Source organism: Bradyrhizobium sp. HKCCYLRH3099 (assembly GCF_051167855.1).
GTDB lineage: Bacteria > Pseudomonadota > Alphaproteobacteria > Rhizobiales > Xanthobacteraceae > Bradyrhizobium.
This window is the reverse complement of the sequence record NZ_JBNPTW010000006.1, coordinates 216,787-232,755: the sequence shown is the minus strand read 5'-3', so window position 1 is coordinate 232,755 and position 15,969 is coordinate 216,787. Positions and strand designations below refer to the sequence as shown.

Here is a 15,969-nt window from a genome sequence, read left to right as displayed (position 1 = left end):
GCTCACGCCGTCTTCGTCATGCCGGCCATCACCCGCGCCAGCATCGCGGCACGGCCTGAGCGCGGCAGCAGCATCAGGCTCGCCTCCAGCGCCTTGGCGAGAAAGCCGGGCCGCACCGTGGTGCGGCGGCCCAGCATCTTGAGCGTGCCGACCGCGACCTCGTCGGGCGTCTGGCCGCTCGCAATCGTCATCCGGGCGCGCCGGCCGAAGCCGCTCATCACAGGCCCCGGCGCCGAGGCCAGGACGTCGACGCCAAGCGGCCTGAGCTCCGGTGCCAGCCCCTCGGCAAGGCTCTGCACGAACGCCTTGGTCGCCGCGTAGTTGGCGGCGCGCGGCACGCCCTGGAACGCCACCAGCGAACTCATCAGCACGATGCCGCCGCGCCGTCGCGCGGCAAAGCGGCGGCCGAACAGATGCGTGAGCTGCGCCAGCGCACGGCAGTTGACGTCGATCATGTCGAGTTCGGCTGCCAGATCACCCTCGACGAACGGACCCGAGGTGCCGAAACCTGCGGCCGCAACCAGCAGGCCGACATCGAGATGCGCGGTCTGCTGCGCGACACCGGCAACATCGTCGGGCCGCGAGAGATCGGCCGAGATCACGACGGGACGGACGCGCATCTGCGGCGCCAGTTCATCGGCGAGCGCGTCCAGCACCGCCAGACGCCGCGCGACCAGCACGAGCTCGAAGCCGGCTTCGGCGAGCCGCATCGCCACTGCCCGTCCGATCCCGTCGGACGCTCCAGTGACGACCGCGCAGGCCCCATAGGCCCGCCGCAGGCGCTCGGCTTCGGCCAGGGGCAATTGAACTCGGCTGGTCATGGATCACCCCATTTAGATTACGATCGAACTCTAATTGCAAAGATGTCGAACGACCGCTAAATTGTCAAGCGAAACGGAACAGGCTCGACCGGATGCGCAAGACCAGAGAACAAGCCGCTGAAAGCAAAGAGAAAATCATCAAAACGGCGGCGCGGCTGCTGCGCGAGCGCGGGGTCGCAGGCGCAAGCATTGCGGACGTCATGGCGGCCGCCGGCATGACCCAGGGCGGCTTCTATCGGCACTTCGCCTCGAAGAACGACATGCTGACTGCCGCCTCGCGGCACGCCTTCGCGACCATGGCGAGCGGCATCGACCGCGACATCGACGCGGCCGGCGCCGACGCCGCGCTCTCCGCCTATGTGGCGCGCTATCTGTCCCGCGAGCACGTCGCCAACCCGGGCATGGGCTGCCCTGCCGCGGGCTTCGGCACCGACGCCGGACGGATGCCGGAGGTGCTCGGCGCGGAGTTTGCCGACGGCGCCGAACAGCTGATTGCCCGCGTGACGGCCGGCCTGGTTGCGCGCGGCGTGGCCGCCGAGGCGGCGCGCGCGGACGCGATCCGCACGCTGACGATGCTGGTCGGCACGGTCGTGATGGCGCGCGCGCTCGGTCCCTCGCCGCTCCAGGACGAGATCATCGCGGCCGCGCAGGATCGGCTCGCCGCGCCGTGACCGCGCGGCGCTCTCCCTCGTCGTTGCGGCGTTCCACGCGTCGGTCGCCTGCAGCGACATGCGACGCAAACCGCGCATGACAGGCCGGCCTCCCTGTCACGACGCTCATGCTGGCTACGGGGCGGTCGCGTAGCTTCGTTTGGCCCGATGCTGGTGAATCCCGGCGGACTAGCCGGCCGCGACGACCCGGTCCATCTCCTGCAGGCGGACGAATGCCGCCCAGGCCTGGCGATACTCGATGTCGATGGTGTCGATCGTCAGCAGCGCCCGGCAGGCCTCCCTGATCTGCTTCGATGACGGACGCAGCCGCGGATCGCCGGCGGCTTCCGATCTTTTCCAGCGCTCCTCGACGTCTTTCGCCATGGCCAGCGCGTCCGCCGGCGGTCGCTTCGGCGCCGGCTCCGCCAGCGGATGGCCTTGCGGAAACTTTGGCCAGGCACGTGGCGGCTGATCGGCGCGCCATTCGACCGGCTTGCTGACGGCGACTCTTTCGGTCCCGGTGCCGCCCTGCCCTGAAGTGCCGCCCGGCGCGGGAAGCGCCGTGCGTGCGGCGAGCGCGCCGATCTGCTGCTCCATGCGCTGGCCGCCTGCCCCGCCTCCGCCGGAGGCTCCCCCAGGCGCGAGCGTCGCCGACAGCTCGGTCAAGGTCGCGGGATCGCCCTCGGGGATCAGCTTCTGGGCGGTCTTCACCAGAGCGAGCGCGGTCGGCGATAGCGTGAGTTTCTTGTCGGTCTGGGCGATCGTCTGCTCGGCCTCCGGCGCCGGACATGGCCTGTAGGCCGACTGCTGGCGCGTCATCCGTCCGCCATCATCGACACGGGCGAAATCGATGTCGACGGCATAGACGAAGGCGGCCTGGGAAAGACTGCCGCTTCGATCCCTCGCCTTGACGAGGCCGCAAACGAGCTTCGAGGTGCCCTCGGTCACCGAGCGCATGCTCTCGAACTGCGCCGAGTCCGGGTCGAGCAGCACATTGCGAACCGCCGTTCGCGCTTTCATGTGCTCGGAAGACAGGGCGCTCATGACCACGGTGGGGCTGATCGTGGTCGACGGATGGATCTGCCAGCGCAGCTCCGCGGCCAGAAATGCCGCGCCGAAAGCGGTCGCAATCAGAAGTGCAGGAACATTCATGTCACAATCTCGCGCGTTTCAATTCTTGAATGGCGCTCTTCCCAGTTCTCGACCTTAGGTCGAACATCCAGGCGAGCGCCTGGCCGCCTGGGGCTCGTGGGTTGCCGAGGTGAGGGTCAAGAGTGAGAGGTTACATGATACATTCAGAAACACTTCGAGCGGTAGCTCGATAGTTGCGGCGACCGGATCGTAGTTAAGATCCTCCTAACGCGCCGCATGCGGCCCGCGCGAGATCCCCCGCGGCAAGCCTGGCCAAAGCCGGGCGACCGCATTCGGCCGCATGGCCCCCAAACACGCCCGACACAACTGGCGGGGCGCCGCGCTCAGGTGGTCCGGAGACCCGGCGTCCACCCGCGCGCGTCCGTCGCCAACAGCGCGTAGAGCATGTCGTCGCGCCATTCGCCGCCGACGCGCAGATGATCGCGCAGCCGGCCCTCGCAGTGGAAGCCGAGCTTTTCCGCCAATCCGCGCGAGGCGGCGTTGTCGGGATGGATGAGCGCCTGCACGCGGCGCAGGCCGAGCTCGCCGAAACAGAAGTCGAGCATCGCAGCCACAGCCTCGAAGGCGATGCCCTCGCGCTGCCGGGCGGGATCGACGATGTAGCCGATCGTGACGCGCCGGCTCTTCATCTGACCATCGTGGTAGTTGACCATGCCGATGCAGCGGTCGCTCTTGGCCTCCGCCACCGCCCAGAACCGGTAGTAGGACGGCGTGCAATCGATGAAGCGGCGGGCGCTCCGCTCGCTCTCGCTGAGCTTGGTGTGAGCGGTGTGATTCCAGAACCGCATCGCGGCCGCGTCGCCGTAGCAGCGATGCAGGCCTTCCGCATCATCGGGGCGAAACTGGCGCAGCGTCAGCCGCGAGGTCGACAGGATCGGATGCGGGATCGGCGGCTTGGCCATGGGACGTACTCGTGCATTGATCCTGCCAGCGTAGCAGCACTGAGCGCCGGACGCATCTCCGATGCAATCTACTCCTTGACCTCGGCCTTGTAGGCGTCGACCATCTTCTTGCAGGCGTCGGCGAGTTGCGCATAGTTCCGCGTGAGGCAGGCGATGATGCGGCCGCCGCCGGGGATCAGGCCGATACAGAACTTGTCGTAATCGGCCTGGCAGGCGGCACGCTCCTCGTCGGTCGGCAGCCGCTGCGCCTGCGCCGCAGGGACGGCGGCAATCGTCAGCGTGAACAAAATGGCGGTTGCGAGCTTTTTCATCCGACCCTTCCCCCAAGCGGCGGCATCATGAAGATCGCGACGTTCAACATCAACAATGTCCGGCGGCGTCTCCCCAACTTGCTGGCCTGGATGCGCGCCGCCAAGCCGGACATCGTCTGCCTGCAGGAGCTGAAATGTGCGCAAGGCGAATTTCCGATCGATGAGATCGGAAAGGCCGGCTATGGCGCGGTGTGGCAGGGGCAGAAGACCTGGAACGGCGTCGCGATCCTCGCGCGCAAGGCGGAGCCGGTGCTGATCCGCACCGCCCTGCCCGGCGCGCCCGCCGACAAGGAGGCGCGCTACATCGAGGCCGCCGTGCGCGGCATCGTCGTCGGCTGTCTCTATCTGCCGAACGGCAATCCGCAGCCGGGGCCGAAATTCGACTATAAGCTCGCCTGGTTCAAGCGGCTGCACAGGCATGCGGCCAAGTTCATCAAGGACAATCTGCCGGTCGTGCTCGCCGGCGACTACAATGTCGCGCCGACACCGCTGGATATCTACCCAACCAAGTCGTGGGACAAGGATGCGCTGATCCAGCCGAAGAGCCGCGCGGCCTTTCGCGCGCTGGTCGATCAGGGCTGGTGCGACGCGATCCGCACGCTGCATCCGGAGGCGCCGATGTTCACCTTCTGGGACTACAAGCGCAATCGCTGGCCGCGCGATGCTGGACTGCGGCTCGATCATCTGCTGCTCAGTCCGCAGCTCGCGCCGCGACTCAAGAAAGCCGGCGTCGATCGCGCCATTCGCGGCGAGGACGGCGCCAGTGATCACGCGCCGGCCTGGATCGTGCTGAAGTAGGCGCGGCCGCGTCACGGCGTCAGCCGCGATCCGGCCAGACCTGCTCGAGATTGGTGGAGCGCTCCGGCAGCCCCTCCGTCAGCACCGCCATGCCGCCGCACACCGGCAGATGCACGACGAGGCTTGCCGCGTCCGGCACGTTGGCGCGCGGCGTCACGTTCCACAGCGTGATCTCCTGGGGCGTGCGGCGGATCTCCTTGAACTCGTAGCTGAAGGTCTCCGACCCCCGCGGATATTCGCGCCACAGCTTGCCCTCCTTGCGGAAGGCGCTCTGCGTGCCCTCATAGCGGTCGCTGTAGCGCAGGCAGGCCGGCAGGTTCAGCGTCTCGAGCACCTTGGTGCCGACATTGGCGGCGGCGGGAATGACGCTGTTGACCGCGCCGATCGCGGCGAACACCGTGGTGATCACGCCGGCCGCCATTGCGAGCCAGCCGGTCCTGGCGCCGCCCGACGGCGCGGCCGATTTCGAACTGAGAAGCTTGGACGAGGCGAGATGGAGCTGGGCCATGACTGCGTTCTCCGATGTCTGTGACAGAGACTGCTGACCAACCGGGTCCGTTCATCGGAGATTAATCTGACATGTCCCGCGCCCAGCGAATGTGACGCCGGTCACAACCAGAAATGATTGTCGAACCGGCGTCACACGGAGAACGGTCGCGGCGTCAGTCCCGGCCGGCATCCATGATCGCCTGCGCCAGCCGCGCGGGATCGGAGAAGCACAGCTCGTGGCTGCCGGGCACCTGCACCAGCCGGAACAGACCGAGCTTGCCGGACAGACGCGGATGCCACGGCAGGCTGTGCGGCAGCGCCGTGTCCTCGGTGCAGTTGATGTAGGATTTGGCGATCGTCATTTCGGCGGGATTGGTCTTCAGCTTGATCGGATCCGTGAAGGTCTTGTTCGGATGCGGATTGAGGATCTCATAGGTCCGCGTTGCGGTGGCGAGATCGGCATCGTTGATGAAGGCCTCGCGCCAGATCGGGAACGGCAGCACCACCGAGCCGTCGCCGCGCTCTCTACTGACGGCATCGAACAGCGCGACGTAGTGCGGCGGCACCATGTCGTTGAGGCATTCGCCGTCATTGGGCACGAATGCATTCCAATAGATCAGGCGGCGGATGCGCTCCGGGATGCGATCGGCGACCCCGGTGATGACCATGCCGCCATAGGAATGACCCATCAGCACGGCGTCGGTGATGTCGTGCGCGGTGAAGTAGTCGACGATCGAGCTGATGGCCTCGTCGAGCCCGGTGGTCTTGGCGTCGCCGGGGCGGTTGCCACGGATGGTCGGCAGATGCACGGTGTGGCCGGCGGCGCGGATCGGCGCGGCGACCGGCTCGAGCTCGGCGCCGGTATGCCAGGCGCCGTGAACCAGGACGTAGGTTGACATGGTCGAGTTCCTTTGCACGATGAGTGACGGTGCAAGGAGGATGGCCGGAGCGCGGTCGCCGCGCTTGGCTGCAACTGAACCAATTGGTCTCGGAGTGAACCGATGCCGGGCGTGGAGGCTGAGCGTCAGCGAAGCTGGAATACGGCCGCGGTGCGGCCGGCCGAGCAGTTCTCCTATTATCGCGAGGCGATCTGCCAGGCCTTCATGAACCTGACGCCCGAGCCGGCGCGCGGCATCGGCTTTTCGGCCGAGGTGCAGCATGTCGGTATCGGCAGCGGCGCCATCAATCGCGTCACCTTCCCGGAGCACATCGTGCGCCGCTCGCGCACCGACATCGCGGCCTCCGACCAGCGCTGTTTCTACCTGAACCTCAAGCTCGCCGGCCGCTGCACCATCCAGCAGGACGAGCACGAGGTCAGCCTGTCGGCCGGACAGGTCGGCATCTTCGACAGCGACCGCACCTTCGTGCTGCAGCACGATCGCGGCCCGTCGCTCGGCGTCATCTCGTTTCGCGTGCCTGCCACTGCGTTGTTCGGCCGGCTGCCGGCCGTTCAGGATATCATGCCGACGCGTCTGTCGGACGATCCCTGCCTCGGCGCGCTGATCGTCGAGACCGCCCGTTCGCTCAATGCCAATGCGCTGCGACTCTCGGCTGATGACGCCACGGCGCTGTTCGACGTGCTGCTTGATCTCGTCGCGCTGAGCGTGTCGCGCAGCCGGGAGGCGCATGCGACGGCTTCGTTCGCCGACGCCACGACGTTGGCGCTGCGCCGCGCCATTCACGAGCGGCTGCGCGAGCCCGGCCTGACGGTCGCCACCATCGCGTCCGTCGTGGGGATCAGCGAGCGCTACGTGCACAAGCTCCTGGCGCGCGCCGGCACCAGCTTCTCGGACATCGTGATGGCGCGGCGGCTCGACGGCGTCGCGCGCGACCTGCGCGATCCCGCCTGCGCGGACCGCGACATCGGCCGCATCGCGTTCGATTGGGGATTTTCGGATCTGTCGCATTTCACGCGCCGCTTCAAGCAGCGCTTCGGCCAGCGCCCGCGCGACTGGCGCGCGCAGTCCAACTCAGGCTGACAGCCGTCGCGCATTGGCCGCGACGTGCTCGCGATAGCGGCCGACGATCGCCGCCGGAGATGCACCGGCGCAAAGGCTTGCCGCGGCCTCGAAGGCGGCCGCGATCTTCTCGGCCACCATCAACTGCGCCTCCTGCGACGCATCCTGATCGCAGCGCGCGAACTTCTCGAGCCGCAGGCAGATCACCTCGCCCGCCTCCATCGCCAGCATCGCGCCTGCGAACAGCGGAAACGCGGATGCGGATGGCGTAAGTCTCGGCCGGTGGTCGCTGCGCATCGTCGTCTCGCTCGAAAACATCGGATCGTGTTGCGACGAATACGCTTCAACTTTTAAAGATGCAGACGCACAATCATCGGCGATTTCGAGTCGGGTCGAACCACCCGTTAACCACCGGCGCAGCTCTCTCCTCCGTCATTGCTAGCGCAGCGAAGCAATCCAGGGCCGCGGGCGTAGCCCTGGATTGCTTCGTCGCTTCGCTCCTCGCAATGACGGGCGGAAAGGTCGTGCCTCATCCCTGCGGAGGACGACACCCTTGGGCTTCCTGTTCGTCCTCGCCGTCGGCCTTGTCGCCGGCACGCTGTCCGGCATCGTCGGCACCGGCTCCTCGATCATGCTGATGCCGGTGCTCGCCTATCAGTACGGGCCCAAAGAAGCCGTGCCGATCATGGCGGTGGCGGCCGTGATGGCGAACCTGTCGCGCATTCTCGCGTGGTGGCGCGAGGTCGACTGGCGCGCCTGCGCAGCCTATTCGGTGACCGGCATTCCGGCCGCGGCGCTCGGCGCGCGCACCCTCCTGATCCTGCCGTCACACGCCGTCGACATCACCATCGGGCTGTTTCTCATGGCCATGGTGCCGGTGCGGCATTGGCTGGCGCGGCACGAAATCAAGGCCAGCCTCTGGCACCTCGCGCTCGGCGGTGCGCTGATCGGATTTCTGACCGGCATCGTGGTCTCGACCGGGCCGCTCAGCGTGCCGCTGTTCCTGTTCTACGGCCTGTCGAAGGGTGCCTTCCTCGCCACCGAGGCCGCGAGCTCGCTCGGGCTCTACGTCTCCAAATCCATCACCTTCCAGCGGTTCGGCGCGCTGACGCCGGATATCCTGCTGAAAGGCCTGATCGCCGGCGGCTCGCTGATGGCCGGCGCCTTCGTCGCCAAGCGCTTCGTGCTGCATATGAAGCCCGACGTGTTCCGGCTGGTGATGGATGGCATCATGCTGGCCGCAGGTCTAAGTATGTTATGGAACGCCGCCCACTCCTGACCGCATCGATTCTTCCCCATGGCCAAGAACGCCCTCTCCTTCGTCTGCCAGAATTGCGGCGCGGCCTATTCGCGCTGGCAGGGCAAATGCGAGGCCTGCGGCGAGTGGAACACGCTGGCCGAGGAGGACACCACGGGCGCGACCTCCGCGCCGGTGTCGCTGCGCTCCAAGCGCAAGGGCCGCACCTTCCAGCTGGAATCCCTGACCGGCAAGAGCATCGACGCGCCCCGGCTGTCCTCGGGCATGACCGAGCTCGACCGCGTCACCGGCGGCGGTTTCGTGCGCGGCTCGATCCTGCTGGTCGGCGGCGATCCCGGCATCGGCAAGTCGACCTTGCTGACCCAGACCACCGCGATGATGGCGCGTGCCGGCCACCGCGCCGTCTACATCTCGGGCGAGGAAGCCGTCGCGCAGGTGCGGCTGCGCGCCGAGCGGCTGGGGCTTGCGGATGCGCCGGTGCAGCTGGCGGCTGAGACCTCGGTCGAGGACATCATCTCAACCCTGTCCGAAGGCACGGTACCGCGGCTGATCGTGATCGATTCGATCCAGACGATGTGGACCGACACGGTGGAATCGGCCCCGGGCACGGTGACCCAGGTCCGCGCCTCGGCGCAGAAGCTGATCAGGTTCGCCAAGAAATCCGGCGCCGCCATCATCCTGGTCGGCCACGTCACCAAGGACGGCCAGATCGCGGGTCCGCGCGTCGTCGAGCACATGGTCGATGCTGTGTTGTCGTTCGAGGGCGAAGGCTCGCAGCAGTTCCGCATCCTGCGCGCGGTGAAGAACCGCTTCGGCCCGACCGACGAGATCGGCGTGTTCGAAATGACGGGATTGGGTTTACGCGAGGTCACCAACCCCTCGGAGCTGTTCCTGTCGGAGCGCGATCTCGGCAGCCCCGGCACCGCCGTGTTTGCCGGCATCGAGGGTACGCGGCCGGTGCTGGTCGAAATGCAGGCACTGGTGGCGCCGACCTCGCTCGGCACGCCGCGCCGGGCCGTGGTCGGCTGGGATCCGAGCCGGCTGTCGATGGTGCTCGCGGTGCTGGAGGCGCATTGCGGCGTCAAGCTGTCCGGCCACGACGTCTATCTCAACGTCGCCGGCGGCCTGCGCATCCACGAGCCGGCTGCGGACCTCGCCGCCGCCGCGGCGCTGGTATCATCCTTGGTGAACGCGCCGTTGCCGCCCGATGCGGTCTATTTCGGCGAAATCTCGCTATCTGGCGCGGTACGGCCGGTGGCGCAGACCTCGGCGCGGCTGAAGGAGGCGGCGAAGCTCGGCTTCCTCCGCGTGGTGCTGCCGGAGCGCGCCCGCGGCGAGGCCGGCGGCGATGCCGGCCTCAACCTCAATACCGTCGGCGGACTCACCTCGTTGGTTGCAGACATCGCCGCGCGCGGCACGCCACGCGCGCGCCACGGCAGCGGCCGAGACGACGACGATTCGCGCGATCAGGGCCGCCGCGCCCCGAGCCATGCCGAAAAAAATGCCACACCAGCGAGATTCCGCCGCCAGGACGGCTAGCCGGACCGTGACGTTCCCGTGACTCGCCGCTATACAACGCCGCAACCGGGCGCGCGCACGGCATCGTGCCGGATCCGGACTTGCTGGGGAACCCTGCTCCGCTCCACCTGGAGCAGCAGCGATCCCGGGCGATTCGAAGCGAACCTTGGACCTGTGAAGCGGACCTGAGCAGCCGATGCCCGTAACGATCCTCGATCTCATCCTGCTCGGTGTCATGCTGATCTCGGGGCTGCTCGCGATGGTCCGCGGCTTCATGCGCGAGATTCTCTCGATCGCCGCCTGGGGCGCGGCCGCTCTGGTCACGCTTTATTCATTCTCGAAGCTGCTGCCGACCGCCAAGACCTATTTCAACAACGATACGGTGGCGAGCGTCGTCGTGGTCGCCGGTACTTTTGTGGGCACCCTGCTCATCGTCTCGGTCATCACGGTCAAGATTTCCGACATGATCCTGGATTCGCGGATCGGCGCGCTCGACCGCACCCTTGGATTCCTGTTCGGACTGGGCCGTGGCCTCCTGATCGTCGTTGTCGCCTTCCTGTTCTTCAGCTGGCTGGTGCCGGACAAGCAACGTCCGGACTGGGTTACAGGCGCAAAATCCCGTGTGGTCCTGCAGGGAACCGGGGATTGGCTGATGTCGCTCTTGCCTGATGATCCCGAGAACACCATTTTAAAGAAATTCAAGAAGAACAAGCCGGACGAAGACCAGACTGACACCGAGTCGCCCGGAGCGGGCGGCGATGGGTACAGCAAGCCTGCCCGCGACAGCTTGAAGAAGCTGATCGAAAAACCCGCGGCCAAGTGAGCCAAGCCCAGAAGAGAGGCGCGATGGACCAGCACCACGATTCTTCCGGCCAACACTCTTCAGGCCAAGCCCAGATGGACTCCGACGCGGATCTGCACTTCGGACCCCAAGCCTACATCAGAGACCCAGACCTAGATGGAGACACGCTGCGCGAGGAGTGCGGCGTGTTTGGCATTTATGGGCACAGCGATGCCGCTGCGATCACCGCGCTCGGCCTGCATGCGCTCCAGCATCGCGGCCAGGAAGCCGCCGGCATCGTCTCCTATGACGGCGCGCGCTTCCACAGCGAGCGTCGTCTTGGCTTGGTCGGCGACACCTTCTCCCGCCGCGAGGTGATCGAGCGCCTGCCCGGCAATGCCGCGATCGGCCATGTCCGCTATGCGACCACCGGCGCGACGATCCTGCGCAACGTGCAACCGCTGTTCGCCGAGCTCGGCGCGGGCGGTTTTGCTGTCGGCCACAACGGCAACCTCACCAACGGCCTCACTCTGCGCCGCGAGCTGGTGCGCGCTGGCGCGATCATGCAGTCGACCACGGACACCGAAGTCATCCTGCATCTGGTCGCGCATTCCCGCCGCAGCAACTTCATCGACCGCTTCATCGAGGCGCTGCGCGCGATCGAAGGCGCCTACTCGCTGGTCTGCATGACCAACAAGAAGCTGATCGGCGCGCGCGATCCTCTCGGCATTCGTCCGCTGGTCTATGGCGAGCTCGAAGGCTGCCCGATCCTGGCGTCGGAGACCTGCGCGCTCGACATGATCGGCGCGCGCTATATCCGCGACATCGAGCCCGGCGAAGTCGTGATCTTCGACGAGACCGGCATGCACAGCCACAAGCCGTTCCCGCCGAAGCCGGCGCGTCCCTGCGTGTTCGAATACATCTACTTCGCGCGTCCCGATTCCGTGGTCGGCGGTCGCTCGGTCTATGAAGTGCGCAAGGCGTTCGGCGCACAGCTGGCGCGCGAGAGCCATCCCGAGGTCGACGTCGTCGTCCCGGTGCCGGATTCCGGCGTGCCGGCGGCGATCGGCTACAGCCAATATTCGGGCGTGCCGTTCGAGCTCGGCATCATCCGCAATCATTATGTCGGCCGCACCTTCATCCAGCCGACCCAGGCGATCCGCGAATCCGGCGTGCGCATGAAGCACTCGGCCAACCGTGCCGCGATCGAGGGCAAGCGCATCATCCTGATCGACGACTCGCTGGTGCGCGGCACCACCTCGCGCAAGATCGTGCGCATGATGCGCGATGCCGGCGCCACCGAGGTGCACTTCCGCCTGGCCTCGCCGCCGATCCTCTATCCCGACTATTACGGCATCGACCTGCCCGACCGCGGCGGCCTCTTGGCGGCGACGCATTCCCTCGAGGAGATGCGCGAGCTGATCGGCGCGGACTCGCTGGCCTTCCTGTCGATCGACGGCATGTACCGCGCGATGGGCGAGCCGGCCCGCGACCCCGCGGCGCCGAAATACGCCGACCACTGCTTCACCGGCAGCTACCCGACCAACCTCACCGACCAGTCGCTGGTCGAGCCGACCCAGCATCAGCTGTCGTTGCTGGCCGAGGCGAGCTGAGGCTCTCTCTCCTCACGACGTCATTCCGGGGCGATGCGCAGCATCGAACCCGGAATCTCGACATTGTCTTGCGCGACTCACCTTGAGATTCCGGGCTCGAGGCCTGCGGCCACGCCCCGGAATGACGGCATAAGGTTGGCAGTCGTCCCGGCGAAAGCCGGGACCCATAGCCACCGAACGTCGTTTGGCCGGCAGGACTAGCCACGACCAGCCAACTCCCTCATAACCGCCGCGGAGTATCGATCCCCGCTTCCGCGGGGATGACGACAATTGAGACCTGCGGCCATGACCCTTCCCCTCGCCAATCGGATTGCCCTCGTCACCGGTGCCTCGCGCGGCATTGGCCATGCGACCGCCCGCGCGCTTGCCCGCGCCGGCGCGCATGTCGTGGCCGTCGCCCGAACGCAAGGAGGGCTGGAGGAGCTCGACGACGAGATCCGCAAAGAAACCGGCAACGGCGCCACTTTGGTGCCGCTCAGCATGACCGACAGCGACGGCATCGCGCGGCTCGGCGCGGCGCTGCATGAGCGCCACGGCAAGCTCGACATCCTCGTCGGCAATGCCGCCGTGCCCGGCCCGTCCTCGCCGCTCGGCCATATCGATTTAAAGCCGTGGAACGACGTGGTCGCGGTCAACCTCACGGCCAATTTCCAGCTGATCCGCTGCATGGAGCCGCTGCTGAAGGCCTCCGACGCCGGCCGCGCCGTATTCCTCACCTCGGGCGCCGCCCACAAGGCGCAGGCCTATCTCGGCCCCTACGCTGTCACCAAGGCCGCGCTCGAGACCCTGGCGCGCGTCTGGGCCCACGAGACCGAGCGCACGCCGCTCCGCGTGAACCTATTCAGCCCGGGCCCGATCCGCACCCGGATGCGCGCCACGGTGTTTCCCGGCGAAGACCCGATGACGCTGGAGACGCCCGAGCAGGTCGCCGAGTTCATCCTGCCGATGTGTCTGCCGTCCTGGACCGAGACCGGCAAGATCTACGAGTACAAGACCCGCACGCTGAAGAGTTTTCAGCCGCCGGCGTAGTCGTCCGCTTGCCAAGTACATCCTGAACAACGACTGTCGAGAGCGTCCATTCCTCTCTCCTCCGTCATTGCGAGCGCAGCGAAGCAATCCAGGGGTCCCGCGAAGACTCTGGATTGCTTCGCTGCGCTCGCAATGACGGGGTGGAGAACCATCTCGCCTGAAGATGAAGCGCGTGATGTGAGCCGCGGCTATTTCACAGTAGAGGTGGAAGAACTTGCTGGCGCCGATTTTGCGGCGGTTGCCTTCACCGCCGCCGGCACTTGGCGATCGCGCACGGCCGCCAACTCCTTGCGCAGCTTCTCCTGCTGCTCCGTGGTCAGCACCGGACGCTGATCATCATGCGGCACGTCGTTGACGGGGAGATAGTTGTACGCGGCGCCGTATTGCGCGTTGTCGGACGTCGGCGTCGTGCCGGTCGTTGTGCAGCCGCCGAGCAGGAGCGGCATCAACAGCGCGGCCGCGAGCGCCGTACGCCCCATCGTTGATAGACCACGAGGCGACATCATCGCGCGAGCGCCAACGCGGGCGCCGAACTCTGCGCCGTGATGCCATGCTCATTGGACTGCAGGCCCGGCAGAGCCTTCACCCACGGATAGCCGCTCCGGCCCATGTCGCGGCCGCGGTCGAACAAAGCGGTCATGTAGGTGCGGTCGAACGGGCCGTCGGCCTTGACCTGGAAGTCGCCGGGCACGCTGGCAAGGTTGAAGTCGATGCCGTTGAACTTCGCCACCGAATAGATCCGGTAGATGTCGCCGATGCCCTGGTTCTTGATCAGCGTGGCGAGCGAGCGCTGCGTCACCGAGAGCACGTCGGCACCGACGCTCTCGAATTGCGGATCGATGCGGGCATTGCGGATGACGTAGAGATGCGCGCCGTTCACGCTGCGGCGCGGGCCGCGGCCGGAGACGAGGCGCAGCACCGAGGGTCCGATGAAGACCTGCCGGGTCACACCGCCGTCGACATGCAGCTCGTCATAATCCTTGTCGCCGATCCGCACCTTGATGCGTACCGGCGCGAACGCGCCGGGCACCGTCGCCGAGGCCAGCAGCACCTTGCGGAACAGCTCGATCGCCTCCGGCGTGTCGGCGGCGGCGATGCGGCCCATATCCCACAGCACCGGCCGCTGCGCATCGAGATTGGTGGTGCCGACAAGCAGCACCCGGCCCTTGGCGCTCTCGCGGGCGACGTCGCGCAGGAAGTCGCGATCGACGTATTTCTCGATCAGCCGCGACAGCGGCGTGTTGTCGGCCAGCGCCGAGCCCTGCAACAGGCCGGGAATGTTGGAGGTGAAGATGTCCTTGCGCTCGTAAGCCGTGAACACCTCCTGCAGCCGGTCGTCATGCGCGCGGCCGAGGAAGACGAATGGCGCGATCAGCGCGCCGGAGCTCACGCCGGTCACCATGTCGAAGTTCGGCCGGTTGCCGGCCTCGCTCCAGCCGACCAGCAGCCCGGCGCCGAACGCGCCGTTCTCCGCGCCGCCGGAGATCGCCAGAAAGTTCAGCGAGCGCTGGGCCGGAAGCACGGCCGAGGCGCGCTGCACGGACGCTTCGGCGAAGCGCGGCGCCGGCTCATCGCCCCAATAGCGCACGTCGCGAAAACCGACCGGCTCGGCGCTGGCGGCCGCGAACTCGGGCGCGGCGTTGCGCGGCATGATCGCGGCGCAGGCCGCCAGCGGCAGCGCGACGGCAAGCGTCAGCAACACACGCGAAACGACGGTGCGGACATCAACGGCCGGGGTCATCGCGCGGGCTTCTGCTCCATGCTCGCGACCATCGGCGGCGGCGGTTGCGCTGTGGAGTTCGCCTCCTCGGCGCCCTTGTCGGTCCAGGCCGGAGGCAGGCCGAGACCGGCACCGACAAACCCCTTCACGCCGGGAAAGCGCCCGAACTGCTCGCAGGCGGCATATTTCGGCGCGCCGCCCAGCTTGGCCGGCAGGCTCGACGCCGACGGCAGCGACGGCAGGCCGCCGAACGGCGACTCGCCGGTCGACACCAGCCTGGCGAAATCGGCACCGAACTCGGACGCGAGATCGTAGGCATCGCCGTCATTGGCCATGCGGGCCGTCGAGACTGAACTGGCGCCGCGCGCCCACACCATCGCAGCGGCCTGGAAGCCGGCGAAGTTGCGCGCCTCGGCCTCGACCGACAATGTTCCCAGCCCGACCGGAAGCCGCGGCACGGGCACCGGCACGCCCGGAAGCGCCACGCTCTTGGCGACCGAGGCTGCCTGCGAGGCCGCGGATGCGGTCGCATTGGTGGCGGTCGCATGAGTCACGGTCGCCTTCACCGTCAGGTCGGAATCCTCTCCCGGCAAGACGATGCGGAAGCGCTCGCTCAAGCGCAGGCACATTTCGCGGCTGATCACATTGGCCACCAGCTTGCGCTCGGATTCGTCCAGGGTGACGTCGGGACGCGGCGGAAATGCGGTCGGCTCGATCCGGATGGTCTTGGCGTCGATCAACTCTTGCTTGTTGGCCTTGATCTGAGCCCGGGTCACGAGACCGTTGGCGTCAGCGAGCCGGTCGTAATTCCGCAGCGAACCGGCGCGTTCCAGCGGTGCGGTCGCGCAACCCGACTGCGACAGGGCCACCGAGAGAAGCGCCGTCCATTGCAGCGATGCGACACGCATGACGCGGGAATTCCATTGATAGAGAACTTACTCTATTTATTCTCACAAGCCTCGGCGCTTG

The 15,969-nt window shown here is 67.0% G+C and carries 18 protein-coding genes; 8 read left to right on the top strand and 10 right to left on the bottom strand.

Translation table 11 applies throughout. From position 1 onward, the window contains the following. Nucleotides 1-2: 2 nt before the first annotated feature. The gene (locus ACQR1Y_RS15305; protein ID WP_434875784.1) at nucleotides 3-821 is read right to left on the bottom strand and encodes an SDR family NAD(P)-dependent oxidoreductase; all 819 of its coding nucleotides are present in this window, start codon (nucleotides 819-821) and stop codon (nucleotides 3-5) included. Nucleotides 822-913: 92 nt separating this feature from the next. Between ACQR1Y_RS15305 and ACQR1Y_RS15300 the strand changes: the two genes are divergently transcribed. Further along, a complete protein-coding gene (locus ACQR1Y_RS15300; protein WP_434875783.1) occupies nucleotides 914-1,492 on the top strand; it encodes a TetR/AcrR family transcriptional regulator in 579 nt (192 codons plus the stop codon). 168 nt (nucleotides 1,493-1,660) lie between these two features. Here the strand turns inward: ACQR1Y_RS15300 and ACQR1Y_RS15295 are convergent, their stop codons facing one another. The 3 genes from ACQR1Y_RS15295 to ACQR1Y_RS15285 form a co-directional block, all read right to left on the bottom strand. After that, nucleotides 1,661-2,623: a hypothetical protein gene (locus ACQR1Y_RS15295; protein WP_434875782.1), complete on the bottom strand. Its 963-nt coding sequence runs from the start codon at nucleotides 2,621-2,623 to the stop codon at nucleotides 1,661-1,663. 323 nt (nucleotides 2,624-2,946) lie between these two features. Next, complete coding sequence (locus tag ACQR1Y_RS15290; RefSeq protein WP_434861212.1) at nucleotides 2,947-3,525, bottom strand: GNAT family N-acetyltransferase; 579 nt, start codon at nucleotides 3,523-3,525, stop codon at nucleotides 2,947-2,949. Between the two features lie 68 nt (nucleotides 3,526-3,593). After that, entirely contained in the window at nucleotides 3,594-3,836 is a 243-nt protein-coding gene (locus ACQR1Y_RS15285; protein ID WP_434875781.1) for a hypothetical protein, read from the bottom strand. 27 nt (nucleotides 3,837-3,863) lie between these two features. Between ACQR1Y_RS15285 and xth the strand changes: the two genes are divergently transcribed. Beyond that, complete coding sequence (gene xth / locus ACQR1Y_RS15280; protein WP_434875780.1) at nucleotides 3,864-4,634, top strand: exodeoxyribonuclease III; 771 nt, start codon at nucleotides 3,864-3,866, stop codon at nucleotides 4,632-4,634. A gap of 19 nt (nucleotides 4,635-4,653) precedes the next feature. Here the strand turns inward: xth and ACQR1Y_RS15275 are convergent, their stop codons facing one another. Together ACQR1Y_RS15275 and ACQR1Y_RS15270 are read right to left on the bottom strand one after the other, a co-directional pair. Then, the gene (locus tag ACQR1Y_RS15275; protein WP_434875779.1) at nucleotides 4,654-5,142 is read right to left on the bottom strand and encodes a hypothetical protein; all 489 of its coding nucleotides are present in this window, start codon (nucleotides 5,140-5,142) and stop codon (nucleotides 4,654-4,656) included. A gap of 154 nt (nucleotides 5,143-5,296) precedes the next feature. Further along, a complete protein-coding gene (locus tag ACQR1Y_RS15270; RefSeq protein ID WP_434875778.1) occupies nucleotides 5,297-6,022 on the bottom strand; it encodes an alpha/beta fold hydrolase in 726 nt (241 codons plus the stop codon). 102 nt (nucleotides 6,023-6,124) lie between these two features. Between ACQR1Y_RS15270 and ACQR1Y_RS15265 the strand changes: the two genes are divergently transcribed. Beyond that, nucleotides 6,125-7,102, top strand: coding sequence for a helix-turn-helix domain-containing protein (locus ACQR1Y_RS15265; RefSeq protein ID WP_434875777.1), 978 nt, complete (start codon nucleotides 6,125-6,127; stop codon nucleotides 7,100-7,102). On the opposite strand, the gene ACQR1Y_RS15260 is transcribed toward ACQR1Y_RS15265, so the two are convergent. Next, the gene (locus ACQR1Y_RS15260) at nucleotides 7,094-7,378 is read right to left on the bottom strand and encodes a hypothetical protein (RefSeq protein WP_434875776.1); all 285 of its coding nucleotides are present in this window, start codon (nucleotides 7,376-7,378) and stop codon (nucleotides 7,094-7,096) included. The two genes, ACQR1Y_RS15265 and ACQR1Y_RS15260, sit on opposite strands and share 9 nt — an antisense overlap. Nucleotides 7,379-7,634: 256 nt before the next feature. Here ACQR1Y_RS15260 and ACQR1Y_RS15255 point away from each other — a divergent pair, with 256 nt between their 5' ends. The 5 genes from ACQR1Y_RS15255 to ACQR1Y_RS15235 all read left to right on the top strand — a co-directional run bounded on the left by ACQR1Y_RS15255 (nucleotide 7,635) and on the right by ACQR1Y_RS15235 (nucleotide 13,280). Then, nucleotides 7,635-8,360 carry a sulfite exporter TauE/SafE family protein gene (locus ACQR1Y_RS15255; RefSeq protein ID WP_434875775.1) on the top strand — a complete coding sequence of 242 codons (726 nt, stop codon included), beginning with the start codon at nucleotides 7,635-7,637 and terminating at the stop codon, nucleotides 8,358-8,360. 18 nt (nucleotides 8,361-8,378) lie between these two features. After that, the gene (gene radA, locus ACQR1Y_RS15250) at nucleotides 8,379-9,878 is read left to right on the top strand and encodes a DNA repair protein RadA (RefSeq protein ID WP_434875774.1); all 1,500 of its coding nucleotides are present in this window, start codon (nucleotides 8,379-8,381) and stop codon (nucleotides 9,876-9,878) included. A 175-nt stretch (nucleotides 9,879-10,053) separates the two neighbouring features. Continuing rightward, entirely contained in the window at nucleotides 10,054-10,680 is a 627-nt protein-coding gene (locus ACQR1Y_RS15245) for a CvpA family protein (RefSeq protein ID WP_434875773.1), read from the top strand. A 23-nt stretch (nucleotides 10,681-10,703) separates the two neighbouring features. Beyond that, nucleotides 10,704-12,251 (top strand): amidophosphoribosyltransferase, encoded by a 1,548-nt coding sequence (gene purF, locus ACQR1Y_RS15240; RefSeq protein WP_434861202.1) that lies wholly within the window; start codon nucleotides 10,704-10,706, stop codon nucleotides 12,249-12,251. Nucleotides 12,252-12,536: 285 nt separating this feature from the next. Continuing rightward, the gene (locus ACQR1Y_RS15235; RefSeq protein WP_434875772.1) at nucleotides 12,537-13,280 is read left to right on the top strand and encodes an SDR family NAD(P)-dependent oxidoreductase; all 744 of its coding nucleotides are present in this window, start codon (nucleotides 12,537-12,539) and stop codon (nucleotides 13,278-13,280) included. A 188-nt stretch (nucleotides 13,281-13,468) separates the two neighbouring features. On the opposite strand, the gene ACQR1Y_RS15230 is transcribed toward ACQR1Y_RS15235, so the two are convergent. The 3 genes from ACQR1Y_RS15230 to ACQR1Y_RS15220 are packed head-to-tail and all read right to left on the bottom strand — an operon-like array spanning nucleotide 13,469 to nucleotide 15,908. After that, complete coding sequence (locus tag ACQR1Y_RS15230) at nucleotides 13,469-13,726, bottom strand: hypothetical protein (RefSeq protein WP_434894310.1); 258 nt, start codon at nucleotides 13,724-13,726, stop codon at nucleotides 13,469-13,471. 56 nt (nucleotides 13,727-13,782) lie between these two features. Then, nucleotides 13,783-15,021, bottom strand: coding sequence for a patatin-like phospholipase family protein (locus tag ACQR1Y_RS15225; RefSeq protein WP_434875770.1), 1,239 nt, complete (start codon nucleotides 15,019-15,021; stop codon nucleotides 13,783-13,785). Further along, nucleotides 15,018-15,908 carry a DUF3313 family protein gene (locus tag ACQR1Y_RS15220; RefSeq protein ID WP_434875769.1) on the bottom strand — a complete coding sequence of 297 codons (891 nt, stop codon included), beginning with the start codon at nucleotides 15,906-15,908 and terminating at the stop codon, nucleotides 15,018-15,020. The genes ACQR1Y_RS15225 and ACQR1Y_RS15220 overlap by 4 nt, the downstream gene beginning before the upstream one ends. Between the last annotated feature and the right edge of the window lie 61 nt (nucleotides 15,909-15,969).